Annotated in this window: 27 protein-coding genes and 7 pseudogenes; 12 read left to right on the plus strand and 22 right to left on the minus strand. The window is 69.2% G+C overall.

What is annotated here, in order from left to right; translation table 11 throughout:
* Window positions 1-186 precede the first annotated feature (186 nt).
* Both ACFYOS_RS31285 and ACFYOS_RS31290 read left to right on the plus strand, forming a co-directional pair.
* On the plus strand, window positions 187-1,449 hold the full coding sequence (locus ACFYOS_RS31285) for an IS701 family transposase (protein ID WP_387149271.1): 1,263 nt from the start codon (window positions 187-189) through the stop codon (window positions 1,447-1,449).
* Between the two features lie 141 nt (window positions 1,450-1,590).
* The gene (locus ACFYOS_RS31290; RefSeq protein WP_387149274.1) at window positions 1,591-2,676 is read left to right on the plus strand and encodes an integrase core domain-containing protein; all 1,086 of its coding nucleotides are present in this window, start codon (window positions 1,591-1,593) and stop codon (window positions 2,674-2,676) included.
* Between the two features lie 93 nt (window positions 2,677-2,769).
* On the opposite strand, the gene ACFYOS_RS31295 is transcribed toward ACFYOS_RS31290, so the two are convergent.
* The gene (locus tag ACFYOS_RS31295) at window positions 2,770-3,132 is read right to left on the minus strand and encodes a hypothetical protein (RefSeq protein ID WP_387149277.1); all 363 of its coding nucleotides are present in this window, start codon (window positions 3,130-3,132) and stop codon (window positions 2,770-2,772) included.
* 750 nt (window positions 3,133-3,882) lie between these two features.
* Here ACFYOS_RS31295 and ACFYOS_RS31300 point away from each other — a divergent pair.
* Window positions 3,883-4,185, plus strand: a complete 303-nt coding sequence (locus tag ACFYOS_RS31300) for a hypothetical protein (protein ID WP_387149280.1) — start codon at window positions 3,883-3,885, stop codon at window positions 4,183-4,185.
* Window positions 4,186-4,710: 525 nt separating this feature from the next.
* On the opposite strand, the pseudogene ACFYOS_RS31305 reads toward ACFYOS_RS31300, so the two are convergent.
* The 16 genes and pseudogenes from ACFYOS_RS31305 to ACFYOS_RS31380 all read right to left on the minus strand — a co-directional run.
* A pseudogene (locus ACFYOS_RS31305) lies at window positions 4,711-4,892 on the minus strand (transposase); the annotation flags it as partial.
* 60 nt (window positions 4,893-4,952) lie between these two features.
* Window positions 4,953-7,292 (minus strand): BTAD domain-containing putative transcriptional regulator, encoded by a 2,340-nt coding sequence (locus ACFYOS_RS31310; RefSeq protein WP_387149283.1) that lies wholly within the window; start codon window positions 7,290-7,292, stop codon window positions 4,953-4,955.
* 69 nt (window positions 7,293-7,361) lie between these two features.
* Window positions 7,362-7,520, minus strand: coding sequence for a hypothetical protein (locus tag ACFYOS_RS31315; protein ID WP_387149286.1), 159 nt, complete (start codon window positions 7,518-7,520; stop codon window positions 7,362-7,364).
* A 10-nt stretch (window positions 7,521-7,530) separates the two neighbouring features.
* The gene (locus tag ACFYOS_RS31320; protein WP_387149353.1) at window positions 7,531-7,914 is read right to left on the minus strand and encodes a PP2C family protein-serine/threonine phosphatase; all 384 of its coding nucleotides are present in this window, start codon (window positions 7,912-7,914) and stop codon (window positions 7,531-7,533) included.
* Window positions 7,871-8,281: pseudogene (locus ACFYOS_RS31325) on the minus strand (PP2C family protein-serine/threonine phosphatase); the annotation flags it as partial. The gene ACFYOS_RS31320 and the pseudogene ACFYOS_RS31325, both read right to left, overlap by 44 nt.
* A 330-nt stretch (window positions 8,282-8,611) precedes the next feature.
* Window positions 8,612-9,493 carry an alpha/beta fold hydrolase gene (locus ACFYOS_RS31330; RefSeq protein WP_387149288.1) on the minus strand — a complete coding sequence of 294 codons (882 nt, stop codon included), beginning with the start codon at window positions 9,491-9,493 and terminating at the stop codon, window positions 8,612-8,614.
* Window positions 9,494-9,752: 259 nt separating this feature from the next.
* Entirely contained in the window at window positions 9,753-9,947 is a 195-nt protein-coding gene (locus ACFYOS_RS31335) for a hypothetical protein (RefSeq protein ID WP_387149290.1), read from the minus strand.
* 18 nt (window positions 9,948-9,965) lie between these two features.
* Window positions 9,966-10,205: a hypothetical protein gene (locus ACFYOS_RS31340; RefSeq protein WP_387149292.1), complete on the minus strand. Its 240-nt coding sequence runs from the start codon at window positions 10,203-10,205 to the stop codon at window positions 9,966-9,968.
* 614 nt (window positions 10,206-10,819) lie between these two features.
* The gene (gene argF / locus ACFYOS_RS31345) at window positions 10,820-11,821 is read right to left on the minus strand and encodes an ornithine carbamoyltransferase (protein ID WP_387149295.1); all 1,002 of its coding nucleotides are present in this window, start codon (window positions 11,819-11,821) and stop codon (window positions 10,820-10,822) included.
* 45 nt (window positions 11,822-11,866) lie between these two features.
* The gene (locus ACFYOS_RS31350) at window positions 11,867-12,103 is read right to left on the minus strand and encodes a hypothetical protein (RefSeq protein ID WP_387149298.1); all 237 of its coding nucleotides are present in this window, start codon (window positions 12,101-12,103) and stop codon (window positions 11,867-11,869) included.
* A gap of 401 nt (window positions 12,104-12,504) precedes the next feature.
* Window positions 12,505-13,248, minus strand: coding sequence for an alpha/beta fold hydrolase (locus ACFYOS_RS31355; RefSeq protein ID WP_387149300.1), 744 nt, complete (start codon window positions 13,246-13,248; stop codon window positions 12,505-12,507).
* Between the two features lie 146 nt (window positions 13,249-13,394).
* Window positions 13,395-14,351, minus strand: a complete 957-nt coding sequence (locus tag ACFYOS_RS31360) for an alpha/beta hydrolase (RefSeq protein ID WP_387149303.1) — start codon at window positions 14,349-14,351, stop codon at window positions 13,395-13,397.
* A 445-nt stretch (window positions 14,352-14,796) separates the two neighbouring features.
* On the minus strand, window positions 14,797-17,199 hold the full coding sequence (locus tag ACFYOS_RS31365) for a tetratricopeptide repeat protein (RefSeq protein WP_387149306.1): 2,403 nt from the start codon (window positions 17,197-17,199) through the stop codon (window positions 14,797-14,799).
* Between the two features lie 117 nt (window positions 17,200-17,316).
* On the minus strand, window positions 17,317-17,679 hold the full coding sequence (locus tag ACFYOS_RS31370; RefSeq protein ID WP_387149309.1) for a siderophore-interacting protein: 363 nt from the start codon (window positions 17,677-17,679) through the stop codon (window positions 17,317-17,319).
* Window positions 17,680-18,040: 361 nt separating this feature from the next.
* Window positions 18,041-18,319 (minus strand): hypothetical protein, encoded by a 279-nt coding sequence (locus ACFYOS_RS31375; RefSeq protein WP_387149312.1) that lies wholly within the window; start codon window positions 18,317-18,319, stop codon window positions 18,041-18,043.
* Complete coding sequence (locus ACFYOS_RS31380) at window positions 18,316-19,098, minus strand: sigma-70 family RNA polymerase sigma factor (protein ID WP_387149315.1); 783 nt, start codon at window positions 19,096-19,098, stop codon at window positions 18,316-18,318. The genes ACFYOS_RS31375 and ACFYOS_RS31380 overlap by 4 nt, the downstream gene beginning before the upstream one ends.
* 155 nt (window positions 19,099-19,253) lie before the next feature.
* Between ACFYOS_RS31380 and ACFYOS_RS31385 the strand changes: the two genes are divergently transcribed.
* From ACFYOS_RS31385 to ACFYOS_RS31425, 9 genes and pseudogenes are all read left to right on the plus strand, one after another.
* On the plus strand, window positions 19,254-19,832 hold the full coding sequence (locus ACFYOS_RS31385) for a TMEM175 family protein (protein ID WP_387149317.1): 579 nt from the start codon (window positions 19,254-19,256) through the stop codon (window positions 19,830-19,832).
* A 622-nt stretch (window positions 19,833-20,454) separates the two neighbouring features.
* Entirely contained in the window at window positions 20,455-21,216 is a 762-nt protein-coding gene (locus ACFYOS_RS31390; protein WP_387149319.1) for an SDR family oxidoreductase, read from the plus strand.
* A gap of 46 nt (window positions 21,217-21,262) precedes the next feature.
* On the plus strand, window positions 21,263-21,700 hold the full coding sequence (locus ACFYOS_RS31395; protein WP_387149322.1) for a cupin domain-containing protein: 438 nt from the start codon (window positions 21,263-21,265) through the stop codon (window positions 21,698-21,700).
* An 81-nt stretch (window positions 21,701-21,781) separates the two neighbouring features.
* Window positions 21,782-22,021, plus strand: a complete 240-nt coding sequence (locus ACFYOS_RS31400; RefSeq protein ID WP_387149325.1) for a hypothetical protein — start codon at window positions 21,782-21,784, stop codon at window positions 22,019-22,021.
* A gap of 58 nt (window positions 22,022-22,079) precedes the next feature.
* Window positions 22,080-22,295: pseudogene (locus ACFYOS_RS31405) on the plus strand (ferritin-like domain-containing protein); the annotation flags it as partial.
* 119 nt (window positions 22,296-22,414) lie between these two features.
* Window positions 22,415-22,663: pseudogene (locus ACFYOS_RS31410) on the plus strand (ferritin-like domain-containing protein); the annotation flags it as partial.
* A gap of 100 nt (window positions 22,664-22,763) precedes the next feature.
* The gene (locus tag ACFYOS_RS31415) at window positions 22,764-22,973 is read left to right on the plus strand and encodes a hypothetical protein (protein ID WP_387149327.1); all 210 of its coding nucleotides are present in this window, start codon (window positions 22,764-22,766) and stop codon (window positions 22,971-22,973) included.
* Window positions 22,974-23,091: 118 nt separating this feature from the next.
* Window positions 23,092-23,930 (plus strand): annotated as a pseudogene (locus ACFYOS_RS31420) (transposase family protein).
* Window positions 23,931-23,967: 37 nt separating this feature from the next.
* The gene (locus ACFYOS_RS31425; RefSeq protein WP_387149330.1) at window positions 23,968-24,174 is read left to right on the plus strand and encodes a CDGSH iron-sulfur domain-containing protein; all 207 of its coding nucleotides are present in this window, start codon (window positions 23,968-23,970) and stop codon (window positions 24,172-24,174) included.
* Between the two features lie 434 nt (window positions 24,175-24,608).
* Here the strand turns inward: ACFYOS_RS31425 and ACFYOS_RS31430 are convergent, their stop codons facing one another.
* From ACFYOS_RS31430 to ACFYOS_RS31450, 5 genes and pseudogenes are all read right to left on the minus strand, one after another.
* On the minus strand, window positions 24,609-24,899 hold the full coding sequence (locus ACFYOS_RS31430; protein ID WP_387149332.1) for a GNAT family N-acetyltransferase: 291 nt from the start codon (window positions 24,897-24,899) through the stop codon (window positions 24,609-24,611).
* 11 nt (window positions 24,900-24,910) lie between these two features.
* Window positions 24,911-25,276 (minus strand): ATP-binding protein, encoded by a 366-nt coding sequence (locus ACFYOS_RS31435; RefSeq protein ID WP_387149335.1) that lies wholly within the window; start codon window positions 25,274-25,276, stop codon window positions 24,911-24,913.
* Window positions 25,277-25,296: 20 nt separating this feature from the next.
* A pseudogene (locus ACFYOS_RS31440) lies at window positions 25,297-25,668 on the minus strand (FAD-dependent oxidoreductase); the annotation flags it as partial.
* A gap of 147 nt (window positions 25,669-25,815) precedes the next feature.
* Window positions 25,816-26,455, minus strand: a pseudogene (locus ACFYOS_RS31445) (universal stress protein).
* Between the two features lie 145 nt (window positions 26,456-26,600).
* Window positions 26,601-26,796, minus strand: a 196-nt coding sequence (locus ACFYOS_RS31450; protein WP_387149338.1) for a pirin-like C-terminal cupin domain-containing protein, incomplete at its 5' end; no start/stop codon positions are given.

Here is a 26,796-nt window from a genome sequence, read left to right on the forward strand (position 1 = left end):
GCCGTGAAACGCATGCCACAAGGGCGACGACTCCGCTGACCAGGTCACGCCAGACGTCAAGTGCTCGGCCACAGCGCCGGCGTCGGGAAACTGGATGCGCAGCTCGGCAACGCGACTAGTAGTACTTTGTTAGGTGCGCGGCGTGTCGGTTTGATCTCCATTGTGGATGGCGGTTGACTTCGTGGTGTGACTCCAGAGCAGATCGAGCAGGTGCGTCCACGGCTGGTCGAGTTCACCGCGCAGATGCTGCAGGGTGCTGTTCGGCGGTCGGATCAGCAGGTCAAGGGCGAATTGTATGTGCGTGGCCTACTCACCGATGGGGCACGCAAGTCGATGCAGCCGATGGCGGAACGGCTCGGCGTCGATCATCAGCAGTTGCAGCAGTTCGTGACGTCCTCGACCTGGGATTACACGACGGTGCGGGCGAACGTGGCCCGGTGGGCGGCCGAGGTGATCGACCCGGCCGCGTACGTGATCGACGATTCCGGGTTCCCGAAGGATGGCACCGCGTCCCCGTTCGTGGCCCGGCAGTACTGCGGCACCCTGGGCAAGACCGGGAACTGCCAGATCGGGGTCAGTGTCCAGATGGCCACTGACACCGCCTCGGTGGCCGCGGACTGGCGACTGTTCTGCCCGGCATCCTGGGACGACACCACGATCAGCGACCCGGTCAAGGCCGCCACGGTCCGCGAAAAACGCGATCGGGCCGGCATCGGCGACGACGTCCGGCATCGGGAGAAGTGGCGCCTGGCCCTGGACATGCTCGACGAGATGACCGAGCAGTGGGGCCTGCCGAAACTGCCGGTGGCCGCCGACTCCGGCTACGGCGACTGCACCCTGTTCCGGCTCGGGCTGTCCGAACGCGGCCTGCGCTACGCGGTCCAGGTCGACCCGAACGCCACCGCCCACCCCGGCGACGCGGTCCCAGTCACACCGCCCTACACCGGCCGCGGTCGCCCACCCAAGCCCGCCTACCCCGACCCGCCGGCCACGTTCAAGGACCTCGTCCTGGCCGCCGGCCAGGCCAGCGCACGGCAGGTGACCTGGCGCCACGGCAGCCGACGCACCAGCAGCAACCCGACCGCGGCGATGCGCTCACACTTCCTGCGCCTGCGGATCCGACCGGCCAACCGCGACGTCCCCCGCGCCGCCGACGGCACCCTGCCCGAGGTCTGGCTGATCGCCGAATGGCCACCCGACGCCGCCGAGCCAGTCAAGTACTGGCTGTCCAACCTGGACGTCCGGACCTCACTGAAAACCCTGGTCCGCCTCGCGAAGCTCCGCTGGCGGGTCGAACACGACTACCGTGAACTCAAGACCGGTCTCGGCATCGACCACTTCGAAGGCCGCAGCTTCACCGGCTGGCACCGCCACGTCACCCTCACCGTCCTCGCCCAAGCCTTCTGCACCCTGCTGCGCCTCGACCCAAAAGCGGATGCGCCGGCCTGACCCTCTACGCCGTGCTCCGTGAGCTACAACAACTGCTCACCGTCATGGCCGGCGCATGCCAGACCTGCAAACGTGTGGGGCTCGTAAAGTCATCGCCGCAGGTCGAGATGGTAGAGATATCTCGGCTGGGACCATGTCCGCGTGATCATCTCGATGCTCTACACGGTGGCCCGCCGGCTGCTGTCCTTCCCCGGGGTGCTGCTGCGTCGCGACACGGCCAAGGACGCCGAGTTGCTTGTACTCCGGCATGAGAACGCGGTGCTGCGCCGTCAGATCGCCGGCTCGGTCCGCTACGAGCCCGCGGACCGGTTCTGGCTGGCCGCCCTCTCCGGCCTGATACCCCGCTGCCGCTGGCGCGAGGTCTTCCCGGTCACGCCCGGGACCCTGCTGGCCTGGCACCGCAGGTTCATCGCCGCCAAGTGGGACTACAGCGCCCGGCGCGCCCGCACCGGACGCCCGCCGACCAAGGCAGCACTCAAGAAGCTGATCCTGCAGCTCGCTCGAGACAACGCGAAATGGGGGCACAGGCGGATCCAAGGCGAGCTGGCCCGACTCGGTCACCCCATCGCCGCCTCCACGGTCTGGGAGATCCTCCACGCGGCGGGCATCGACCCGGCCCCACGCCGTACCGGTCCGACCTGGCGCCAGTTCCTCACCAACCAGGCCCAGGGCATCATCGCCGTCGACTTCCTGCATATCGACACCGCCCTCGGCAGGCGCCTCTACGCGCTGGCGTTCCTCGAACACGGCACCCGACGCCTTCACATCGCCAGCGTCACCGCCCACCCCACCCGGGAGTGGGCGGTACAACAGGCCCGGAACCTGGCCGCCGACCTCGGCACGCGCACGGAGGCCCTGCGCTTCCTGCTACGCGACCGCGACGGCAAGTACGGCCAGTCCTTCGACGCCGTCTTCGAGGCCGAGGAGATGGAGATCCTCAAGTGTGCACCGCAGGCCCCTCGGATGAACGCCCACTGCGAGCGGGTCATCGGCACCATCCGGCGCGAGGCCCTGGACCATGTGCTCATCATGAACGAAGCCCACGCCCGGCACGTCCTGGCCACCTACGAGCGGCACTACAACGAGCACCGCCCCCACCGGGCCCGCAACCAACTCCCGCCGGGCGCTGACCAACAGCCCATCGCCGTACACGAACTCGAAAGCCGCCGACTCCTGCGTACCCGCATCCTCGGCGGCGTCATCAGCGAGTACCGCTATGCCGCTTAACCTGCAGCGACGACTTTCCGAGCCCCACAGGGCTCCCGCATGACCAAACTTGGCGCGCCGCCGATCGACGGCGCGCCAAGTTTGCTGCGACGGTCAGTCGCCGAGATAGACCATGTCCCGGGAGCAGAACCAATCGCCGCTCTGCAGCACCTGCACGCAGGGGCGGTACCAGCTGGTCTTGCCGGCTGCGACCCAAGGGGTCGCCTGGCTTGGGTGGTAAACCGTGGTCCGTGGCACCCAGCCGCTGCCGGCATTGGCCTCGAGTCTGAGGGCGTAAACGTTAAGGGGCCCCAGCGCCCGAACCATGCCGCTCGGCCAAGTGCCGGTGTACTCCACTGAGCAGGGATGGCTTAACCACGAACCGCAATAGCTCGTCATCTGACCGGCCTGCGCGGGCGCGGCGGTCGCCAGAACGGTGCCGGCGCCGACGATGAACGCCAGTCCGACGCTGACCATTCGGACTCCGATTCGCCTCACGACTCCCCCTTTTGATGGGTAACCCGTCGGGCTGACGGGGGGTCTGAGAAATCTAGCGTTGAGACTGGACCCTGGTCCAGAGGGCGGGGCTCGCCTTTGCGGTGAGCTCAGTGCGCGGCTGCGCCGGACCCGGGCCTCGGCCGGCCACCCTGGCCTGCGCGAAAACCCAGCTGCGCCGGAGGCGCGCCGACCGCCGGGCGCCGGCGCACGAGCCGCGTACGCGCATCGCCCGGCGGTTCGCCGCCTCGTAGGTTTAGGTCAGGTCGCCGACTTCGACGGCGTTGCCGTCGGGACACCCGCGACAACGGCCACGCCCGCGTCGTTGGTGACCGAGCGAGGGGACGGTCCGCCGCGCCGCGAGCTCAGCCGCGGCGAGCCCGCGGCGGCCGCCGGCCCGCAGAGGGCCGACGACGACAGGGAGGCCCATCCGGACATCCCTGGTACGCCGCCGATCGACAGCACGACAGCCGGCGGGGGCACGTCTGCGGCGGGCGCGTGCGTCCTCGAGGGGGCGTGCACCTGGATGCCGAAGCTGATCGCCGGCCATGTCCCGCCCGCGCCGGACGCGGCCATCACCCGATGGAACGACCGACCCGGGGTCAGGCCCGCATGACCTACCTCCCGACCGCCACCTGGCGGTCCATGCCGCCGCGCGCTCCGATGGCGCGACGGCGGGGAGGTGCGGGTCACCTCCAACCTCACAGATTTGGTTGGAGAGGAACGGCGAAGGTGAAGACCACTACCAAGCTTTGGATCATCGGGCTCATCGCTGGCCTCCTGGCCTTTGGGATCCTGGCGTTCGCCACCGGGTACATCTTTGCGATCGACCCGCCGACGTCGCCGAAGTACGCCTTGCTTGCCGCCACGGTGGTGTGCCTGGGTGTGCTGGCTGTGTGCAGCTGCATGTCGGCTGTGATCGTCAGGGCGTTGCAGGATGACCAGCGCGCGGCCTCTGTCCTTCGGGAGGTGGAGCAACGCATCGGCGGACTTGAAAGGTCGGACAAGGTCTTACCTTTCAGGCGGGACATCTGACCCAGTCGCCGACGAAGCCCGGGTGGAGCCACCGCTCCCCCGGGCTTTTTCATGCCCTGCGACACGCCCGGGTGCCCCCAGCCCTGGGGGCCGTTGCCCCCACGCTGCCCCCAGAGATTTTCCGACCCACGGAGATGATCTCCGTTTGTGCTGGTCGGGAGGGCCGGATTTGAACCGACGACCCCTTGACCCCCAGTAGTCCGGTGGCCCAGCGGCATGCTCACGCACGTTTGCCCAGGTCGCCTGAAGCATAAGCCGGCCGAGTAAAGGAGTCCTCGCACCACTCCCGCGCCACCATCGACTTCCCTGCCGTCAGCCAGACGAGCAGCGCGTGACTTCCCACTTGCTGTCGTGGGAGTTCATGTCGGAGGATCGACACAGACCAATTCTCCATGCCGGTCGATCATCGACTTGGATGTCTTCCTGGACTAGATCCGCGTGTCCGGTTGCAACTCGTGTTCCCAGGTCCGCACTGGGCTTTGCGGCAGGATCCCGCACCGTGCAGCCTTTGCAGCGGCGCCGGTACACGCCCCGTAGACCGGCGTGCCGCATAAGCCGCTCGACGCGTCTGCGGCGCAACGCACCCCCGCGGCGAGCCGCAGATCGGCGTGCACCCGCGGCGACCCGTACGTGCCCCGCGACATCTGATGAATCTCGCGGATCAGCTCACCCAGCGCCTCATCGGCGGTTGTCCGCGCGTCGGGCCGGGCATCGTCTGTCCACCCGGATGGCTTGATCTGTGTCTTGGCGAAGCGCCGCCGGAGCGGTCACCCGTGGACCGGGGACCGCGGGTCGCTCTTCCCGATGCTAAGCGCGGGTGCGGGCCCAGATGGGCACTTCACCGGACCGCCGCGCACATCGGCGCCGCCGGACCGGGCCGCGCGTAGCGGGCCGGACCGACGCCGGGATGGCGCCGGAAGTGGCGGGTGAGATGCGCCTGGGTCCAGGAAGTTCTGCATGGTGCGCGCACCGTGCCAGGCGATCTGGTGCGCTCCCTGCGCCCCGGCTTGCTCGACGACGGCTGCGAGCACCCGATGTTCGGCCTCGGACCAGGCCATCGCCTCGTCGTGGCCGGCGAAGCGCAGCGGCGTCACCCCGGGTCCGGGCGCCGGTGGCTCGGGCACGGAAAGCTGCGGATCGAGCTGCAGCTGGGCGTGGTACGCCGAGGAGCGGTAGTGGTCGAACAGGCGCATGATGGCGGCGTCACGCTCGTGCGGTGTGTCCTCCTCGTCGCTGAGGCCGGCGGCGTACGCCCGCAGCAGGTGGTGTATCTGATGCCGGCCGGACCGGATCTGGGTGAGCATGTGCGTGGCCAGCTCCGCCACGAGAGTTGTGCCCGTGGGCGGATCGACACCGGCGAGGCTCGCCGCCGAGTCCGCGGTCAGATCGGGGCCGGGGTGCAGCGACAGCAGCCGGAACAGGCGTGCCGCCGGCGGGCTCAGCGCTCGGTACGACCAGGAGAAGGCCGCCGTCAGGCTGGTTTCAGCGCTTCCGCCGAAACTGTCGAGAAGGCTGCGGGGTGCCGCCAGTTCTGCGGCGATCTCTGCGAGCGGCGTGTCGGGTAGTGCCGCGGCACGAGCGGCTACCACGGCAAGGGCCAGCGGCAGTCGCCCGCTGCTGGCGATGATCTCATCGACCGCGGCCGGCTCCGCGGCGATCCGCTCGGCGCCCAGCCGCCGGACCAGGCACTCCCGCGCCTCGTCGGGCGGCGGCAGGTCCACCGGCAAGGGATGGGCGCCGCCGGTGGTGATCAGGCCGGTGAGCCGATTACGGCTGGTCACGATGGCCAGGCAACCGGGGGTGCCGGGCAGCAGGTGTCGCACCTGCTCGAAGTCTCGGCAGTTGTCGAGCACGATCAGGACCCGCCGCCCGGCGAGGATGCTGCGGTAGAGCCCGGCCAGTGCGTGCAGTTCGGTCGGCGCGGTCTCCCGCGGTACGCCGAGCGAGCTCAGAAATCCACGCAGTGCCTCGACGGGGCTCATCGCGCAATCCTGGGCGGCGAAGCCGCGCAGGTCGGCGTAGAGCTGCCCGTCCGGGTAGGCGGCGGCGAGACGGTGTCCCAGACGGATCGCGAGTGTGGTCTTGCCGACGCCCGCCATCCCGTCGATGGCCAGCGCCACGGTGGCCCGCCCGTGCCGCCGGTCCTCCTCAAGCAGCGCCTGTGCACGGGCCAGGATGTCCGTCCGGCCGCTGAAGAACGGGTGGTCCGGCGGCAGCTGAGCCGGTGTCGGCGGTGGGTTCACCAGCCCGATCGCTTCCTCGCCGTCGGCGGGCGAGTCGGCGAGCTGGCTGGCGGCGACTGTTCCGAGCGGTGGCGGCGCGCAGCCCCACCATTCGGCCGAGGTGCGCTGGTGCAGCAGGCGGTCGTAGGCATCGAGCAGCTCGGGGCTGGGGTCGATGCCGAGCTCATCGCCGAGCCGCCGGCGGACGTCCTGGAAGGTCTCCAGCGCCTCTGCCTGCCGGCCGTCGGCGGCCAGCGCGAGGACGAGGCGGGCCTGTAGCGCCTCGTCGAGCGGGTTCTGCCCGGCCGCCTGGCGCAGCGCCGGGATCACCAGGCGCACCTGACCGCTACGCAGAGCAGTGTCCGCAGCATCGCGGACGACCTGCGAACACTCGGCGTCAATCGCGGCGAAGGCCGGATGGGTGCGCGAGTCCGGGTCCAGGCCCACCCCGCAGGAACCGCGTCGCAGCGCCAGCGCCTCGGTGTAGAGCCGTACCGCCGGGCCGGGCTCGGTCGCCTGCCGGGCCTGGGCCACCAGGCGACGGAAGCGCAGCAGATCGAGAGAGTCCTCGTCGACCCGCAGTTGGTATCCCGCCGCATGCCGGATGAGATAGGTACCGACGGCGCGCACCGGCAGGTCGGGCTCGATAAGCCTCCGCAGGGTGCCGATGTAGCGATGGACGACGTTGACGGCGCTCGTCGGCGGCTCCTGATTCCAGATGGTGTCGACCAGGTCGGTGAGGGCGACCACCGATCCGCCGTGGGCCAGCAGCAGGGCGAGCACCAGCCGCTGCTGACGGCCACCGAGTTCGAGATCGGCGTCACCGCGCCGGGCTCCGACCGGGCCCAGGATGGTGAACCGTACTGCCGATGTCGACTCGGTCATGACCCGCCTTCGCTGTCGCCCTCCGGTCCCGGGATGGACCAGTTCGTACACATATACAACCAGCGGGCGTCAGGCCGGGACCACGCAGAAGTAACGCAGAAACTGCGTGCGGGGGTACTCAGGCGTCGAGGGCCGCCAACCCGGATCCTGCCGGCGGCGCTGGTGGATCCACCAGCGCACCGTCGTGCCGTCCCGCTCGACGAGCTTGTGCGGGTTGTCGGCGATCATCGGCGGCCGGTCAGGCTACGCGGTTTGCCAGTAGTACGCAGGCGTCGTCGCGGGCGGCGTCGAAGTCGAGCCGGTCGACGATCGCCGCCGGGTGCCCGTCGACTCCGGTGATCCGATCGGCCAGCAGGTCGATGCCGTCGTCGAAGGTCCCCCGCTTGATCATGCCATCGGTGTAGAGCAGCACCGAGTGCCCGGGCAACAGCTGGCGAGACTCCTGCGTGAACGGCGGTGCCGGGAAGACACCCAGCAACGGCCCCCGAGGGTTGGGCAGGCGCGTCACGCGGTGGTGGTCGGCCAGCAGCAGCGGTGGGTGCCCGGCGCGCGCCCAGCGGAGCCGGCCCGTGCTCGGCCGGGTAGGTCGCGACGACAGCGGTCGCGGTTGTCTCGTTGTCAGCGAAGAACGGCAGTGTGTTGAGCCGAGACAGGATCGTTGCCGGTGGGTGCCCCTCGGCGGCGTACGCCGTCGTCGCGTACCGCAGCCCGATCATGGCCTCGATGGCGCCCAGTCCGTGACCGCCCACGTCGTCGACGGCCAGGACCAGATCTCCGTTGGCCAGCGGCAGAATCAGGTACCAGTCGCCGCCGATGCCCAGCGCGGGGTCGGCGCCGTGGCATCGCACCGCGACCTGCAGGCCGCCAACGTCCCTGACAACGCTGGTGGCCGGCCGGATGGCGTGTTGCAGTGTGTGCCTGATCTGCCGCTCGCGCGCCAGTTGCGCCCAGTACGGCGGCGGTACCCGGTCCCTAATCAGTGCGATCATGCTGGTCAGCGGCCCCTCGGCTCGGGCTCGTGCATGTTCGGCATGGTGAATCCTTCGCTGACAGTTGTGGTTCGAGGACCTCGGAGCGAGGTCGTGCGGTCGCCGGCCCGTGAACAGCCCGTGACGTGGCGAGGTACCGCTCCCACTCGGGTTCACGTCACTCACCGGAGGACTCCTCCGACAAGTCGCTGTGACAGCCGCCGACGCTAGGAGCCGGCAGAGGCACCGGGTCTGCGGTGGCAGAATTCAGCCGTGGACACGGTGGCGGAACTCGGCGGAGCTGCACCGGACGGCCGCCGTTCTCAACGAGCACCGACCCGCTTGCCGCGGTTACTCCGCACCGACCAGGTAGATGAAGTCGGCCACCGCGCCCGTGAACGCTGCCGGCTGCTCGATGTGTGCCATGTTGCCGCTGTCCTGAAAGACGAGCAGGCCCGAGTGCGGGACGCCCTCGTGCAGCATCGCCGCCCAATGCGGGCCGAAGAGGGGGTCGTGCGCACCGGCCAGGACCAGCGTCGGCGCTTCGATCCGGCCCAGCTCGGCCCGGACGTCGAACGGCACGGATTCCCCGCCCCGCTGGGGCGTGGCCCAGCCGCGCAGGCGGGCCCGCAGGGGCGCGAAGGTTTCCTCGTGCGCCCAGTAGTCGGCAACGTAGGCGGGCCACGCGCCCCGGATGCAGCGGGCGAAGGTCTCGTCGTCGTTGGCGGTCAGCGCTTCCTCGAACGCCCGCACAACCGTGGTGGCCTCCACACGGCGGCGCGGATGGCGGGCCGGGAAGGCGGAGATCGCGGCCACAACCGACTGCCGGAGCTGCTCGTCGGTCACGGGAGACGTCGCGTACAGGACCAGCCCGGCGACCCGGCCCGGGTGGTCGAGCCCGTAGCGCTGCACGACGAGGCCGCCGTACCCGTGGCCGAGGAGGAACACCGGATCCGTGCCGAGCTGGGACAGCACCGCGTCCAGGAAGCCCACGTACGTGGCGCAGCGGTAGCCACGCGGATCGGCGAGCCGACCGGACCGACCGGTGCCGATCGGCTCGATATAGACCAGCTGCATGTGCTCCTCGAGCTCCGGCATCCGCAGATAGTCCCAGCTCACGCCGGGACCGCCGGGGTACACGACGCACACCGGGCCGCTGCCGGCGACATGAAAGCGCTGATCGATCCCGTACACCGTCACGGTGTGTGTGCCTTGCGCCAGTCCGTCGCCCACGTGCTCCTCGTTCCCTCTCCGTGCCCGGATGTTGCGGCCCATGCCAGGCACAACGTGGGGCTGTCTGAGCCACGACTTCATCCCAGGGTGATGCAACAGAGAGCCGGTGAAGAGCTCTCTCCACCTTCGGTGACACCACGCTAAGAGGCCGGAGTGCGGTTCCAGTGACGTCCGAGTGTGGTGACCGTCCGACCGGAACCGGTCGGATCAGCGTCCCCCGACCCGGGGCAGCGAAACCGGGACGTGGTGTACGCGCGGATCAGCCCTTGTCGGTTCCCTCGTTGGCGTCGCGGACGAAGTATCGCTGGAAGACGACGAAGATGATCGCGACTGGGATGGTCGCGAGCAGCGCGGCGCCGAGCTTGAGCGGGTGAGCGTGATCAGGGCCGGGCGGGCCATCGGCAGGACCACCGACCAGAACGTGCGGAACACGCCGGCATTCGCCTTGATCCAACGGCCCGGCGCGGGTGCCTCAGACACTCGGGTCGGCGAAGCGATGGCCAGGTCGGAGGTCGGCTTCCAGCGACTCGACCGCGCCGAGAAGACTCCGGAGGCCGACCTCCTCGCGCTGGGCGTCCGCCGGATCGAACAGCCATTCGGTGACCGGTACGCCGGCGGCCTCCTCCGGGTGGCTCGACTCGGCCATGGCCAGTTCCGCCTCGACCTCGGCCTTGAGCTCGTGCAGGGCGTTGTCGCCCATCGGTGTGGTCATCTTTCCTCCATGCGCAGCTGGTGGATACCTGCCCGGGCCGGGAGCGGCTGACCGCAAGGATCAGCTGCCTCGAGATCGGTCCGGAGCAATACGGATTTGTCGACTTCCGTGGGTGGCTATCGCTGTACGTTGACCAGAACGGGAGTCACGGTGGTCCCGACCGTGCCAACGAGTACTGCGGCCGCGTCGCCGAGGGCGCCGATCGCCGCGGCGTGTCCGGAGGTTCGGGCACGGCGGTGGGTCCTTGTCGACGACCGCGTCGACGCCGACCAGCCAGCCATCGCCGGTCTCGACCACCGGCACGCCTCCCCCACCGCCACAGACGATGACCCTGCCGCCGTCGGCCAGGCTCGCAGCGTGTCGATCTCGACGAGCCGGCTCGGCTGGGGCGACGCCACGACGCGCCGCCACCCGTCGCCGTCCCGGCGGACCTGCCAGCCCAGCAGGCCGACCTGAGGGCCGTTGCCGTGGCAGACGATCAGTTGGTGGTCGGCTGCCAGTAGCGCGAGAGACTGTGCGGCGCGGCGTACGTGCTGGCACTGGATAGCGGCGTGGGGCCTTTCGCCGCGTTCCAGCAGGGCGTTGCCGCCGAGGGCGATGACGGTACGCACGGCTCACTCCGCCAGCGCCCGGACGAGCAGGGCCTTGATGGTGTGCATCCGGTTCTCGGCCTGGCCGAACACGATCGACCGCTTGGACTCGAACACCTCTTCGGCCACCTCGGCGCCGTCGAGGCCGAACTGCTGGTGCAGACTGGCGCCGATGACGGTGCCGCGGTTGTGGATCGCCGGCAGGCAGTGCATGAACCGCACGCCAAACCGGTTGCTGGCGTTCGGCACGTCGTCGGTGACGCGATACGGCAACAGCGACCGCACCCTGGCCGCCCACGCGTCGTCGGGCTCGCCCATGCTGACCCACACGTCGGTGTAGACGAAGTCGGCGCCGCGTACCGCCGGGTAAAGGTCATCGGTGACCATGAGGCGCGCGCCGCTTGACCGGGCGGCGGCCTCGGCGGCGGCGACGACGTCCGGCGGCGGCTGCAGGCCCGCAGGCGCCGCGACTCGTACGTCCATGCCGAGCAGGGCACCGGTGACCAGTAGCGATCTGGCGATGTTGCTGTGGCCGTCACCGGTGAAGCAGAAGGCGATGTCCTCGACGTCGCCGCCATGGTGCTCGGTCATGGTCAGGACGTCGGCAAGGCTCTGGGTCGGGTGCCAGACGTCGGTCAGCGCGTTCCAGACCGGTACGCCGGCGTGCTCGGCGAACTGCTCCAGGGTGTCCTGGGCGTGGCCGCGCAACGCGATGCAGTCGAACATGCGCCCCAGCACCCGGGCGGTGTCGGCGACGGACTCCTCGCGGCCGAGGTGGGACCACTCGGGTCCGAGGTAGGTGACCTGTCCGCCCTGGTCGTAGGCGGCGACCTCGAACGAGCAGCGGGTACGGGTGGAGTTCTTCTCGAACACCAGCACGATGTTCTTTCCGCGCAGCCGTGGCAGCTCGTCGCCGTGCTGCTTGTCCCGTTTGAGTTGGGCGGCCAGGGTCAACAGGTCGAGGAGCTGCTGCTTGTCCAGGTCCAGATCCTGCAGCAACGAGCGTGGGTCAGGTCGCGAGGTCATGATGAGACTCCCTTGCTCAGAGCGGGCGGCGGCGTACCGGGCAGCTCATGCAGCGGGCGCCACCGCGGCCGCGGCGAGCTCGCTGCCGGCGAGTGTGATGACCAGCGAGATCGGGCCGAAGCCGGCCAGTGCCGACGGCAGCGCGAACACGCCAGTACCGATGACCGACCCGACCACCAGCGCGGTGGCGGTCGACAGGCCGAAGCGCCGATCCCCGGGTCGGGATGGTGCCCACCCGTCGTCCACACGCGGCGGCGCAGCGCGAACCGGTGTGCCCAGCATCTCGACTCGCTGGTCGAGCCCCGTCCAGGCAGGTGTCGGCGACCTCACGCCAGCCGCCGTCGACCGTGCGCGGCGCCGGAATCGTCCACCGCTGATACAGGCAGTTCGACTCGGCCGCCGGCTCGAGTACCACAACGGACATGACATGCCTCCCAACCAGGTGATCCCTGTGCTCACAAACGCTGGGAGGGGCCGGTTCAGAAGCAGTGGCAAACGAGTGCGTGCGCGCGGTCACTCGGTTACCTGATCCTCAATCCACCGACCGAACTCGGTGATTGCAACTCGCGCGCGGGCTTCGCTCCGCTCAGGAACGCATGACGGCGACGCGGGTGGCGGAAAAATCTCCCGCCACCCGCCACCCGCTGCCTACTGCCCCCGGGGGTGCGGTGGACCGATGGTTGTCAGGCCGTCTCGCGAGCTGCCCGCTTGATGAACGCGGCCGTCGTTTCCGGCTGCGACACGAACACCGCGTGTGACGCGTCGACGCTCTTGATGACCCCGTTGGCGCGTTCGGCCACAAAGCGCTGCGTCGCCGGCGGGATGGTCACGTCGCGCTCAGCGATGAGGTGGTAGGTGGGAATGGAGCGCCAGGCCGGCTCACCCGCCCCTTCGTCCCCCGCCGCCGCCATGATCGGCCGCTGCGTCACCGCCATGAGGGCGGCCTCGCGGGCCGGAACGTCCGCGGCGAACTGCTTCTGGAACAGCTTCTGATCTATGTAGAGATCTACGTTGCCGTCCGGCAGCGGGACTGGTCGGAGCGTCTCCGGCAGGGTGCTGCCGTCGAACATGGACACCAGTTCGTTGGCGCTTTCTCCCTTCTCGGGAGCGAGCCCGGCGACGTAGACGAGCGCCTTGACGTTGGGGTTGCCGGTGGCCGCGGTCGAGATGACGCTACCGCCGTACGAGTGTCCGACCAGGATGATCGGACCATCGATCGACTGCAGCAGGGCCTTGACCTGCGCGGCGTCGTGCGCAACACCGCGCAGCGGGTTAGCGGCGGCGACGACCGGGTAGCCGTCGTCCAGCAGCTGGCGGGTCACTCCGTTCCAGCCACCGGAGTCGGCGAACGCGCCGTGTACCAGGACGACCGTCGGCTTCGCGCCGCGATCGGCGGTGGCCTGCGCGGCGCCGGGGCCGACCGCCATGACGGTCGCCGCGGTGAGCAGCGTCGCCGCGGCGACGCCGAAGGCTCCGAATCTCTTGCTCAGTGACATGTGCCTCTCCTAGCTGTTGGTTAACCCGCACCCGCCCGTCGGGGTTCAGAGTTCGAGTTGGTCCGGTGGTGGCTGGTTCAGGAGCTCACGGTGCCGAGGGCCTGCCGCAGCACCGCGATCGCCTGCGCGGTGGCCGCCTTGGCGGCCTGGGTGTCCTTCAGCGGGTTCAGCATCATGAAGTCGTGGCAGATGCCGTCGTAGCGCACCGTCGTGACCGGCACCCCGGCGGCGCGCAGCTTGGCCGCGTAGGCCTCACCCTCGTCGCGCAGCACGTCGGCCTCGTCCACGATCAGAAACGCCGGCGGCAGGCCCTGAAGATCCTCCGGCGACGCCTGCAACGGCGACGCCGTGATCTCCGAGCGCACCGAGCGGTCCGGGGCGTAGCAGTCCCAGAACCACGCCATCCCCTTCGCCGTCAGGAACGGCCCGTCAGCGAACTCGGTGTAGCTGTCGGTGTCCTGCCCGGCATCGGTGACCGGGTAGTACATCGACTGGTGCACGATCCTGACGTCGCCGCGCTGCTTGGCCAGGATCGTCACCGCGGCGGTCATGTTGCCACCCACCGAGTCCCCCGCGATCGCCAGCCGCGACGCGTCCAGGCCGTACGACGCCCCGTCGGACACGATCCACCGCGCCGCCGCGTAGATCTGCTCGATCGCCACCGGGTAGTGCGCGTCCGGGGAGGGCGTGTACTCCACGAACACCACCGCCGCGCCGACTCCCACCGAGATTTCCCGCACCAGCCGGTCATGCGTGCCGGCGTTACCCAACACCCAGCCGCCACCGTGCACGTACAGCACCACCGGCAGCGTGCCGGTGACACCCTGCGGCCGCACGGCCCGTACCCGCACGTCACCGACCGCGGCTGCGACGGTCACCCACTGCTCGTCGATCGCCGGCGCCTCGACCGGGCCGGCCTGCACGTCGTCAAGGACCTTGCGCGCCGCGATAGGAGCGAGCTGGTAAATGAACGGTGGCTTCGATGTGGCCTCGGCGAATTCCTGCGCGGCCGGCTCGAGCACAACCTCGGTCATGACATGCCTCCCAAGTCGGGTCGTCCCTGTGCTCAGGAACGCTAGGCAGGCCGAGTGCAGAAGCAGTGGCGAACGAGTGCGTGCGCGCGGTCACTGGCTTAGCTGAGTAGGTCGCGACAACGGGATCACCAGGCACGCCTGACCACTGCGCCGGGCGTGTCCGGCAGCGTCCCGGACGACCTGCGAGCACTCGGCTTCAATCGCGGCGAGGGCCGGATGGGCGCCCGAGTCCGGTTCAGGCCCACCGCTCAGGAGCCGCGCCGCAGCGCCCGGGCCTCGACGTAGAGCCCCGCCGGGCCGGGCTCGGCCGCCGGGCCCGAGTTGCCGGCGGGAGAGGCAGCAGGTCGAGCAAATCGTCGTCGACCCGCCTCACGCAACCGGCGGCGTCAGGCCGGAACCATGCAGAAGGTAATGCAGAACATGATCTGCGTGCGGGTGTGCGTGCTCAGGCGTCGAGGGCCGCCAGCTCGGCCTTCGCCAAACTGATCGTCCTGGCGCGGTGGAGCGCGCAGTGGCCACCCACATGTGCATGTAACGCGATGCCTCGATGCCATGCCCGGAGTGGAATCTCCACTTCACACAAGGTCATCGTGCACGGTGGAGGTGCGGCATAGCCGGACGTGAATCGAATCTTCTCGGACCCTCGTTCCTCACCGCCGTCCTCCAGCAGCTTGACCGCGCGGGTCAGGTGGTCGCGGGCCTTGTCGGTCGCGCCGAGAGCGGAGTGTGCCCGGCCCAGCGTCAGATGGACCCGACCCGTGAAACGGGGGCCGTATTCGGTGGCCAGGGGTAGTGCCCGCGTCGCCTCGTCAAGCGCCTCCGGCCAGCGCTTCGCGTCGGCCAGGCACCTGGCCATCGCCATCCGGGCCGTCATCCGAGCAAGCTGCGCCGGCGCGGGCGCGACCGGTCGCGCGTCGACCTCCCGCAGCACACCCCGGAACTCGTTCAGGGCCTCGTCGAACCTGCCGCGCTCCACGAACGTCTGCCCCAATCCAACGCGAATCTGGACGTACCCGTCGTGGTTGCTAGCGGCGTCGGCCAGGTCCAGGCCGCGGTAGTACACTTTCATGGCCTTCTCGATGTTGCCGCCCATCCGCCAAGCACGGGCCGCGTAGTGCAGCGCGTTGGCTTGTTCCTTCGTGTCGCCGAGCTCCCCGGCAAGCCGGTAGGCCTCCATCGCCAGGGCCACGCTCTCCTCGTGGCGCCGCTCACAGGTGGAGACAGCCCAGGCGTAGTGGTCGATGTGGGTGATCTCCTGCCGACGGTCAGGCAACCGGCCGGCAGCGACACGCGACAGGCGATAAACCTCCGACCAGTGTGCCCAATGGATCATTCGGTCCGCGTACCAGTGCGTCGCCTCGGCGACGTCCACGACCCGCTGATGCTGGTCGGTGGCGGCCGCCGACTGCAATGCGGCCAGCCAATTGTCCGCCTCGACCTGCAGCCAGCTATGCGCCTCCTCCGGTGTGGCCATGGAAACCAGACCCTGCCAGTCATCCGGTGGCGCGCCGAACCCCGGCGCGAACCATCGCCCCGCGACGATCGCTGTCTCCAGCAACCAATCCACCATCCGACGCTCGGTCCCCGCTCTCGCCTCCGCCGGCTCCTCGCCGCGCAGCCGGTCGGCCGCGAACAGCCGGATCAGGTCGTGGAACCGGTAACGATCGAACCCAGCGGGCTGCAAGAGGCCCAGGTCAACCAGCTCATCCAACTGATCCTCGGCGTCGAAGAGATCGACCTGGGCGAGCACCGCGGCGATCGGAGCGGCGAAATCCACCCCCGGCACGTGCGCCAGCCGCCGGAACATCGCCTTCGCCGGGTTGGACAGCTGGGTGTACGACAACGCGAACGCCGCCGCCACCCCCAGATCCCCCACCGAGAGGTTCGCCAACCGCCGATCCGCGTCCGAGAGCCGCTCCGCCAGATGCCCCATCGTCCACCCGGGCCGACTCGCCAACCGCGTACCCGCGATGCGCAACGCCAACGGCAGGTGGCCACACAGCCGGGCCACCGCGTCGACCTCCTGCGCCGCCGCCCGAGCCGACGCCTCCCCCACGACGGCCCGCAGCAGAACAGCCGACTCCTCCGACGTCAACGGCGCCAACCCGATCCGCAACACCCCTTCCAACCCACCCAGCAAGCGGCGACTGGTCACCACCACGATCCCGACCCCCAGACCCGGAAGCAACGGCCGCACCTGACCCTCGTCCGCCGCGTTGTCCAACACCAGCAGACACCGCCGCTCCCGCAGAATCGCCCGCAACTGGCTGGCCCGCTCCTGCTCGTCGTCGGCGATCCTGCGGGGGTTGACGTCCAGCGCCCGCAGGAGCCGCCTCAACGCCTCACCAACCGGCATCGGCACCGGATCCGTACCCCGAAGGTCCAGGTAGAACTGCCCGTCGGGAAACACCTCCCGCAACTGCTCGGCCACCCGGACCGCGAACGCCGTCTTCCCCAACCCCGGCTGGCCGTGCACCACCGCTACCGGCGTCGGACCACCGACAGACGCCGCCAGTGCGTGACTGCGGAGCAGTTCCAACTCCGGTGCCCGACCCACGAAGTCACTGACCCCCCGGGGCAGCTCACCCACCCGAGGCCGCCCGACTCGGCTCTTCGACCGCTCCGAGCGCGCGAACTCGACGAGACCAGCACGATCCTCGTCACCGAGCTTCATCGCGTCGGCCAACGCCGCCAACGTCCGTTCCTGCGGCGCGCGACTGTGCCCCCGCTCCATGTCACTGATCGCCCGACCACTCACCCAGGACGCCTCGGACAGATCCTCGATGGTCATCCCCGCCGACTGCCGGAACTCCCGCAACCGCTGCCCGAACGAAGAACCAGCCACCACACCTCCCAACGCTCCCGGATCACTGCGGCAAGATCACCCTCGCCGCCAACGGTGACCGGCGCACCGTCATCACCGACAGCCGGGCCGGCATGTTCGCCGCCGTCCCGGGCGACGCCCTCATCGATGCCAACCGCGCAGCTTGGCCGGGTTGAGCACGATCCAGAGGACGGCGATCCTGGCGTCGGCCGTCTTGATGCCGACCACCGCGATGGCCTGGGCGGCGCGGTGCAGCGCCAGCCCGGCGCGGCCGTTGACGGCCTCGACGGTCAGCTCGGTGCCCGGTTGCCCGCACAGCAGGACCGCGGCCAGCTGGGCAACCGCTTCCGCGCCGTGAATGGGGCCCATCGCGGCGGGCACCAACCCGCCGCCGTCGCAAACGGCGATGGCATCAGTGTCCGGCGCGGCCCGGAGCGCGGCGAGGTCTCCTAGCTGGCAGGCCTCGGCGAACCTGCGCACGAGATCGTCCTGTCGGTTGACCATGTTCGAATCGGGAAGGCGGCTGCGCGGGTGGCTCTCCCGCTTCGCCGCCGGCGAGAAACGCGTGGCAGGGGTCCCGCACCGAGGCCAGCGAGACGATGTCGCGGCCGAACAGCGCAGCGTGCCGCGGCTCGACCGATCCGGCCAGCACCTCGGGAAGAAACGGCTGATACGTCATGTACGGGCGCGGATCGACCGCGCCGACCCGTGCCTCGTCCCGCCGAAGCCTCTTATCCAGCTTCCCTGCCGGGTAGAAGCCGGCGTGGCCGCCGCCGATCACCAGAATCGTTCGCACGGTGTCCTCTGTTCCTCTCGCCGTCGCCAGCTATGACCGGTTAGCACGCTGGTTTGTGACGTCGGCGGATCAGGCCGGTCCGGACACCGCTGCAGTCTTCTCGGGGTTCATCATCCACAGCACCTGATTGATGCCGTCGGTCGAGGCGCTGGCCGTGAGCACGGCGTCCAAGGTGCCGTCGCGCCACAGCACGGCGGACGTCCGCCCGTTCGTACTCGCCCATCGCACCTCGACGCCGTCCCAGAACCAGCTGGAGATCGCGGTCAGGAACTTCGCCACGCGCACTACTCCCACCATCGCCCGGCGGGAAACGGGCACCCTGCCGTTGCCATCGCCGATGTTGGTCACGTCCGCTGCGAGGAGTTCTCCACGGTCCGGGTGGAGAGGAAGAGCCGCTCCGCGATCGTTCGCTCCAACGCGGTCATGTCGCCGGAGCGGGCCGCCGTCATGAACGTGGTCACCAGCAGCCGGTGATCGGCCGCGCTCGCCGGCGTACGCCGCTCACTGGCCATGTGTCGGCGCGCCCGGCTGACCAGCTGGCGCACCGCGGGTTCGGTCGACTGCAGGATGTCGGCGATCTGCGCGTACGGGTAGTAGAACGCCTCCCGGAGGATATACGCGGCGCGTTCGCAGGGCGTGAGCTTCTCCAGCAGCAGCAGGGCCGCGAACTCCAGGGCCTCGCCGCGCTCGGCGCCCAGGTACGGGTCCGCGCTCGTGTCGACGGGTTCCGGCAGGCACGGCCCGATGTACGTCTCGCGGCGCACCCGCGCCGACTGGAGTGCGTTGATGGCCAACCGGGTCGTCGTCGTCGCCAGGAACGCGGCCGGGTCGACCACCGCGCCGCGGTCACACGTCTGCCACCGCAGCCATACCTCCTGCACCAGATCCTCGGCCTCGGTGGCGCTGCTGAGCATGCGATACGCGATCCCGAACAGGCGCGGCCGCACGCTCGTGAAGACCGCCGCCGCCTCCTCGAGATCATCCGCGCCAATCGGCTCGTGATTCACACCGCCATCCACCATCGCTCGCCTCCGTCTGATCACGTCGCGGCTGCTGCCAGGCCAATCGTTGGCCGACCACGCCGCAATCGCCAACGTCCGGACCGTGGAAGTGACGTTGGCGACCACGCGCCCCTGTCACAGAGTCCGCGGCTGCGCTGTCTCGGCTGGTGGAGACACCAAATCAGTACGGCGCTCATGGGGCGTTCGAAGCGGGATCCAGGTATCGAAAGGAGAAGGGTGGCGCGGTGAGGTCTAATCGACTGGAGGCGTTCAGTGATGGGGTGCTTGCCATCATCATCACGATCATGGTGCTGGAGCTGAGGGCGCCGGAAGGTCACGATCTCTCCGACCTGGTCCACACGACCGGCGTCGGGCTGCTGACCTATCTCCTCAGCTTTGTCTATGTGGGCCTCTACTGGGCCAACCACCACCACACGTTCCACCTGGTTCGACGGGTCAGTGGCGGTGTGCTGTGGGCAAACCTGGCGCTGCTGTTCTGCCTGTCGCTGGTCCCGTTCACGACAGCCTGGGTGTCCGAATCGAGGTTCGAGCAGACCCCGGTCGTCATCTACGGTGTGAACCTGCTCGGCGCGGCTGTCGCATACGTCGTGCTCCAGTGGGTGATCATCCGGCAGGAGGGACCGGAGTCGCCGCTGCACCAGGCCGTCGGCATTGACCTCAAGGGCAAGATCTCCCTAGGGTTCGACGTCGCCGGGATCCTCAGCGCCCTGACGATCGACCGGAGCGGGCATGTCGGAGTTTGGATTGCCATGGCGTGCTTCGTCGCCATCGTGATCATGTGGGTCGTCCCCGACCGCCGCATCGACCGGGTGTTCCGCCAGTACGAGACTGCGGACTGAGGGCGCGAGGTCGACCCCGCCGCTCGTTGCCTCCTCTCGAGCCCGTATCCACGGCAGGAACCGAGACGGGCGAGGTCAACAAACTCTTCGACGATCTCGCCGACACGCGTATGCATCATGCCTGTCACACCGTTCGTGCCTTGCACCTCTCGCGGCCGACGGACCCCGCACCACGAGTGCGGCATGCTGGCGCCGGTGCGGCTATGACCTGACCAAGACGTTGTTCCCTCAGCTGTCCTCGCTGCTGATTGATGAGGTGGTTGATCAGGGACCGGTCGTGCTGGTCCGTGCCCGGACGCTTGCGGCGGCCGTTGCGTGCTCGCAGTGCGGGCAGCCGGCCCAGCGCGTGCACGCCTGTCACCACGGTGCGGCTCGTCGATCGCACGCGCGCTCATCCGAGGCCGGATCCGGCATCCGGTACCTGCTGGCGGCAAGGTCACGCTCCTGTCGCTCCATCGCCGTGCAACCGAGAAGGCAGGACAGCGCTCCCGCCTGTGGCACCTGGGCGCCGGTATCGCTACTTCGGGGGCATTTCGGCGGAGGTGTCACAGGCCGGGGGGCTGCCCGGTCTTAGCTGGTGACCGGATGGCAACCGATGCCCCGACCAACAGGAAGGTTTGTCATGAAGATCGTGGTAATCGGCGGCACTGGCCTGATCGGGTCCAAGGTCGTGGCGAAGCTCGGCGAGTTCGGCCACGAGGCGGTGGCGGCGTCACCGAAGACCGGCGTCAACACCATCACCGGCGAGGGCCTGGCCGAGGCGTTCGCCGGCGCGTCCGTGGTGATCGACGTGTCGAACGCCCCCTCGTGGGAGGACACCGCGGTGATGGAGTTCTTCCAGACCTCCACCCGCAATCAGCTTGCGGCGGAGGCCGCGGCCGGCGTGGGCCACCATGTGGCGCTGTCGATCGTGGGGACCGAGCGGCTGCCCGAGAACGGCTACTTCCGGGCGAAGCTTGCGCAGGAGAAGCTGATCGAGGGCTCGTCGATCCCGTTCTCGATCGTGCACGCGACGCAGTTCTTCGAGTTCGTCCCGGCCATCGCCGACAGCACCGCGGCCGCGGACGGTGGCACGGTCCGGATGCCACCGGCGCTCTTCCAGCCCATCGCCGGCGACGACGTGGCCCAGGCGGTCGTCCGGGCGTCGGTGGAGTCGCCGTTGAACGGGCGGGTCGAGGTCGCCGGGCCCGAGCGGCTCTCGATGGACGAGTTCTTCCGGAACGCCCTGTCTGCTCTGGGCGATCCACGTGAGGTGGTCACCGACCCGCACACGCGCTACTACGGATCCGAGTTGGACGAGCAGAGTCTGGTGCCGGTCGGTGAGGCGGTCCTCGCGGAGATCAAGTACGCCGACTGGCTGGGACGAACCACGGCCGGCAAGTAGCGCACCAGTCCCCGCCCCACACCCATCAGCAGAGGGAGTGCGTCCGATGACCGGCACCGATCAGACCAACACCGAGCCGAAGCCCAGATCGACCGCGTGGCAGACGGCGCTCACCCTGCTGCAGGAGGCCGAGCCGCCGTTCATCCCGGCGGGAGCGCATGCGATGACCGTGGTCATCGAGTTCCCGCCCGGCGACCCCGGTACGCCGCCGCACCGCCACTCCGGCCCCGCGTTCGGCTACGTGCTGGAAGGCGAGATGCTGCTCGAGGTCGAAGGCGAGCCGGAGCGGGTCGTACGCGCCGGCGAGGCGTTCTGGGAGCCGGGTGGCGACGTCATCCACTACCAGGACGGGAACAACCGCAACGACATCCCGCTGCGTTTCACCGTCACGATGCTGTGCGAACCCGGCAAGCCGATGCTCACCCTGGTGGACGACGAAGAGCTCGCCCAGCGCAAGGGCCGCCGCGCCGCACGCCCGTCCTGACCACGCCGATCGCCCTCCCCGCTGCTGGCAACGGGCCGGCGCATCAGGCCGACATCCACCCACGTCACGCACGGAGGAAAGATGAGCGCCCGTACGGGTGACGACGATTCATTGCGCGAGCTCGAGGCCGAGGTCGAAGCGGAACTGGCCATGGCCGAGTCGAGCCACCCCGAGGAGGCCATCAAGCTACCGGTCACCGAGTGGCTGTTCGATCCGGCTGACGCCCAGCGCGACGAGGTCGGCCTCCGCAGCCTTCTTGGCGCGGTCGAGGCGCTGGAAGGCGCCCCCCGATTCGGCCACCCGACCGACGGACGTGCCTGAGACGCGCACCACGCCGACTCAGGGAATCCACCTCTCCAACAGTCGAAACGAGACGCGTGTGAATCACCCACAACAGCAGGGGACCGCCGCTGCTCCCGCCACGTCGGCACGGATCACCACGCTCAACGATCTTCGCGAGCACCTTCAGTGGGCGATCGAGTTGGAACACGCGACCTTGCCGCCGTACCTGGGCGCGCTCTACTCGCTCGACCCGGAGCGGAACCCGGAAGCTGTCGAAGTGGTGGCCAGTGTCTTCGCCGAAGAGATGCTCCACCTGGCGCTGGCCGCGAACCTGCTCAATGCCCTCGACGGCCGACCACGGCTGGACACGCCGCAGATGTTGCCGCCACACCCCGGCGGCTGCCCCACGGCGACCACTCCCTGGAACTGTCGCTGCTCCCGTTCGGCGCGGAAGCACTTGACATGTTCCTGCGGATCGAGCAACCAGCCCCGCCCGGCGCCCCAGCGGAAGGCGACGGCTACGAGACGATCGGGCAGTTCTACGACGCGATCGAGCAAGGCCTGCGCCAATTGTGCAACCGGCTCGGCGAGCGGGAGGTCTTCCGCGGCGATCCGGCTCGCCAGGTGAACGCCGGCCCCTTCCGGCACACCGCCGGGCGACTGGTCGCGGTGGACGATCTGGCATCGGCACTGGCAGCGCTTGAGGAAATCGTCGAGCAGGGCGAGGGGGCTGTGCATCCACGCCGCCTTCTGCCTCGCACGCACCAGGCCGATCGCCGAAATGCTCGCCGATTCCGACGACAGCGACGTCCGCTCCGACATCATGGGCCGGATCGACCATTGCCCCTCCGGGTCGTACAGCTACGCCCTCCAACGCGGCGGCGATTCCATCGAGCCCGATCTTCCGCAGGCCATTTCGGTCCTTGAGGAGGAGAACAGACTGGCCGGCGCATTGAGCCTTTCCGCGCAACGGTGTGAGTACGTCGGGTAGCCGCCCTGATGATCGGTGTAGACACGCCCGAACCCGTTGTGGTGCAACGAAAAGACGCAGAACCCCGGTATGAAGTGGTCCTCTCACAGATCAACTTCAGTAGGGGTCCTGCGTCGCCATGAGTGTCACATACACCGCCGAGCTGTCCGTGCGCGAGGAGACCGTGTTGTTCCTGTCCGGGCTCCTGCATGCTGAACGGCAACGGCTCGGGACCCGTACCGGGACCCGGGCGCTGGGCTGCTTCAAGCAGGCGATCCTGGTGATCCGCTGGTTCCTCGACGGCACTCGGATCAAACAGTTGGCCCTCGACAACCAGGTCAGCTCGTCGACCGGCTACGACTACCTGCACGAGGGCATCCGGGTCCTCGCCGCCCACGCGCCGCGGCTGGAATCGGTGCTGCTGGCGGCGAAAGTGGCCGGCTACGCCCACGTAAACATCGACGGGACCCTGATCGAGACTGACCGGTGCCGCACACCTGGGCCGACACCGGGGGTGGACCTGTGGTGGTCCGGCAAACACGACAACCACGGCGGCAACGTGCAGGTCGTGACCGCTCCGGACGGGTGACCGCTCCGGACGGGTGGCCGCTGTGGACCTCGCCGGTACGGCCCGGCCGGGAACACGACACGACCGCCCTGCGTGAACACGACATCCTGCCGCTGCTGGCCACCTGGACCAACGACGACCGGCGGGTGCTCGGCGACGTCGGCTACGAAGGCGAAGCCGACACGATCACGATCGCGTTCAAGAAGCCGAAGAACGGCGCCTGCACCGACGTGCAGCAGCAGTTCAACAGAGCCCACAACGGTGTCCGCGCCATCGGCGAACGCGGAAACTCCCTGCTCAAAACCACCTTCAAAGCGTTGCGCAACGTCAGCCTGTGCCCTTGGAGCATCGGCAGGATCACCGCGCCAGCCCTCGTACTCCTGCACTTCGACCACAACCGCACAACCTGATCACCCAACGCCACGACCCGTTACGCGGAAAGGCTCATTGTGGGTCACCGGCGCAGTGCCGGTCCTCCGCGCAGACGGCCAGCCACTGCAGATCCGCAACAGGATGACTCTCTGCCGCTGCGGCCATTCCTCGAGCAAACCACTGTGCGACGGGACCCACCGAGAGATCGGCTTCCATGAGGAAATGCCGGCCGACGGCGGAGACCGACGACCGAATAACGACGAAGGACAGCAGACAGCATGATGAGGCACGTCCTGGAGCTGGCGGCACAGGAGATCGCGGACGCGACCTCCAAGGCCCCTTCCTGTACGAAGTAGGGCCCGACGACACCCGGAAGGTCCCCCCAGCCGCTGCGTTTCGCCTTCTATGGGCGAGTCTCGACCGAGGATCAGCAGGACCCGGAGCCTGCCGTGGAAGCGTCGCCCCGAGGCCTCCCGGCTGCTCGCCGCGCTACGCGACCCACACCGCGGCTTCGACGCCGTCGTCATCGGTGAGCCGCAGCGCGCCTTCTACGGCAACCAGTTCGGGCTTACGTTACCGCTGTTCGAGCAGTACGGCGTCACGCTATGGGTGCCCGAGGTCGGTGGAGCCGTCGACCCGGGCAGTGACGCCCACGACCTCGTCACGGCCTTGTGCGGGGGTATGAGCAAGGGCCCACGTCGGGACTCAGCGGACGACTACTTCACCTTGCGGGTCGACCGCACCACGATGTCGTCGTACTCCCCGTGCTTGCTAAGCCAGTCGCTCAGGAATGGGCAGATCGGCACCACCGTCCGGCCCTTGGCCCGGGCGTCGTCCATCACGGCACGGGCCAGGGTCGATGCGACCCCTTTGCCCTCGAACTCGGGGGCGACCTTGGTGTGGGTGTAGGCGATGACGTTGCCGGTCAGCTGGTAGGTGACCACGCCGGCCGTCGTGCCTGTCTCGTCGCGCGCCTCGAATCGCTCCCGCTCGGGCACGTCTGTCACGGTCAACTGCATTACACCATCCAATACGGTTGTGGGGAGGTCGACCACTGGATGTGGCGGCGGCAACAGGCCGGCTCCGGCCCCAAGACGGCAGGCTGCGCAACCGTCAGGCGGGCGTCATCGGCAGCAACACGATCATCCGGGTGTCGCCGCGCTCGGACTGCACCCGGATGTCCCGTGGTGCTTGTTGACAAGATCCGGTAGGAGATGTCCAGCCCGAGGCCGGTCCCCTCGCCGACCGGTTTGGTGGTGAAGAACGGCTCGAAGATCCGCGACCGTATCGCCGACGGGATGCCCTCCCCGGTGTCGCGGATCTCCACGATCAGCCGGTCCTCCCTGTGACCGGTGCGCACCGTGAGCGTACCGGTCCCGCCCATCGCGGCGAGCGCGTTGTCGATCGGGTTGTGCGCGGGCCGGTAAGCCGACCGGTTCCGCGGACGAGACGCACACCATTCGTCGCCAGCCGTTCGGCCGCCAACTTGTCGTTCCAGTCGTGGGTCGCCCTGTCGCGTATGCGTCCGGCGACCCGGCTCCAGTCCGCAGCCACCTCGACATTCCCGGCGAGGACGGCTGCTCGGCGGGCCTCCGCCAGCAGGTTCCCGGCCCGGATCATCATCTTGCTGGGTACGCACCCCCAGTACGGGCACTCGCCGCCGACGAGTTCCGCTTCGACGCCCACCACGTCGAGTCCGACTTCGGCCAACGTACCCGCAACGTACTCGCCACCCGGCTCGAAGCCGACAACGATGACGTCCGCCTGCTCGCTCATCCTGACTCCTCTAACCGTCCCTGCAACTGTTAGCTGTCGCCCGGCATCTCCGGGCCCAGGCCGCCGTCTCGCCGCATGTGTCGCCTTTAGCCGATGCCCAGACCTCAGGCGCCCCGGCAACGTCGCGGCGCAAGGCCTTGGGGGGGATCAGAGCCGTCCGGCCTTGTGCAGGACGATGGCGAGCGGGGCGTGCGCGTGGTGCAGCACCGCGTGGCTGACCGAGCCGAGTAGCAGCCCGTCGAGGGCACCGCGTCCCGGTAGGCGGCCTCCTCGAACGCGAACCCGATCGCCTCGGTGGACAGTTCCGAGCCGTCCACGCCCACCACCACCAGGCCGTCGGCGCACGACTCACCCCGTACCACCAGCACCGGGCTCTGCGCTTAGGCTGAGACCTGCACAGTGCCCGAGCCGATCAGCAGTCCGGCGAAGCCGCCCAGACCACGGTGCCCGAGCACCACCAGCGCGGCCTCCCGAGACTCGGCCAGCATCACCGGGGTCGCCGCGCCGTCGACGACGGCGCCGGTGACCGGCACCTCCGGGGCGACCTTGCCGGCCTCGGCGACCGCGTCGGCGACGTACCGCTCGGCCTGATGGCGCAGGCCGGCGTCGGCCGGAGCGCCCGGCCCGGGGTGAGCGGGGCGCCGGTCAGCGCCCAGATGAAGGCGTGCACGACCCGCAGCGGACGCCGCCCGTGCGCCGCCTCCCGCGCCGCCACCCGCACCGCGTCCAACCCAGCGGCGGAACCGTCCACCCCCACCACGACGGAGGCACCGGTCTTGATCGTCATGACAACCTCCTTCGTTCATCGTCAGCAAAGAGTGGGATGCCGGCGACCTGACGGTCGTCGCCATCGCCTATGGCGCGTCTCCTGATGCGGACCGCCGGACGGGCGCCCCGGCCAGGGAGCGGGACGCCCGTCGGGTACGGGCCGGTCAGGGGCGAGCGCCCTCGCCGCCGGTGTGCGGCAGCCGTTCGGCCGGGATCACGCCGAGCCGCCCGGCCTGGTAGTCCTCGAACGCCTGGATCAGCTCGGCCCGGGTGTTCATCACGAACGGGCCGTAGTGCGCCACCGGCTCCCGGATCGGCTGCCCACCCATGATGTACAGCTCCAGGGCCGGGGTGTTCGAG

It is taken from the genome of Micromonospora sp. NPDC005806, assembly GCF_042871425.1.
Lineage (GTDB): Bacteria > Actinomycetota > Actinomycetes > Mycobacteriales > Micromonosporaceae > Micromonospora.

Bases quoted from the DNA above. Each gene is read 5' to 3' on its own strand.
- ACFYOS_RS31295 (WP_387149277.1), bottom strand. From the start codon at position 3,132: ATGGTCAGCGTCGGACTGGCGTTCATCGTCGGCGCCGGCACCGTTCTG.
- ACFYOS_RS31310 (WP_387149283.1), bottom strand. From the start codon at position 7,292: ATGACCGAGTCGACATCGGCAGTACGGTTCACCATCCTGGGCCCGGTC.
- ACFYOS_RS31315 (WP_387149286.1), bottom strand. From the start codon at position 7,520: ATGATCGCCGACAACCCGCACAAGCTCGTCGAGCGGGACGGCACGACG.
- ACFYOS_RS31340 (WP_387149292.1), bottom strand. From the start codon at position 10,205: ATGACCACACCGATGGGCGACAACGCCCTGCACGAGCTCAAGGCCGAG.
- argF (WP_387149295.1), bottom strand. From the start codon at position 11,821: ATGACCTCGCGACCTGACCCACGCTCGTTGCTGCAGGATCTGGACCTG.
- ACFYOS_RS31350 (WP_387149298.1), bottom strand. From the start codon at position 12,103: ATGCTGGGCACACCGGTTCGCGCTGCGCCGCCGCGTGTGGACGACGGG.
- ACFYOS_RS31355 (WP_387149300.1), bottom strand. From the start codon at position 13,248: ATGGCGGTCGGCCCCGGCGCCGCGCAGGCCACCGCCGATCGCGGCGCG.
- ACFYOS_RS31360 (WP_387149303.1), bottom strand. From the start codon at position 14,351: ATGACCGAGGTTGTGCTCGAGCCGGCCGCGCAGGAATTCGCCGAGGCC.
- ACFYOS_RS31370 (WP_387149309.1), bottom strand. From the start codon at position 17,679: ATGGTCAACCGACAGGACGATCTCGTGCGCAGGTTCGCCGAGGCCTGC.
- ACFYOS_RS31390 (WP_387149319.1), top strand. From the start codon at position 20,455: ATGAAGATCGTGGTAATCGGCGGCACTGGCCTGATCGGGTCCAAGGTC.
- ACFYOS_RS31395 (WP_387149322.1), top strand. From the start codon at position 21,263: ATGACCGGCACCGATCAGACCAACACCGAGCCGAAGCCCAGATCGACC.
- ACFYOS_RS31400 (WP_387149325.1), top strand. From the start codon at position 21,782: ATGAGCGCCCGTACGGGTGACGACGATTCATTGCGCGAGCTCGAGGCC.
- ACFYOS_RS31415 (WP_387149327.1), top strand. From the start codon at position 22,764: ATGCTCGCCGATTCCGACGACAGCGACGTCCGCTCCGACATCATGGGC.
- ACFYOS_RS31435 (WP_387149335.1), bottom strand. From the start codon at position 25,276: ATGGGCGGGACCGGTACGCTCACGGTGCGCACCGGTCACAGGGAGGAC.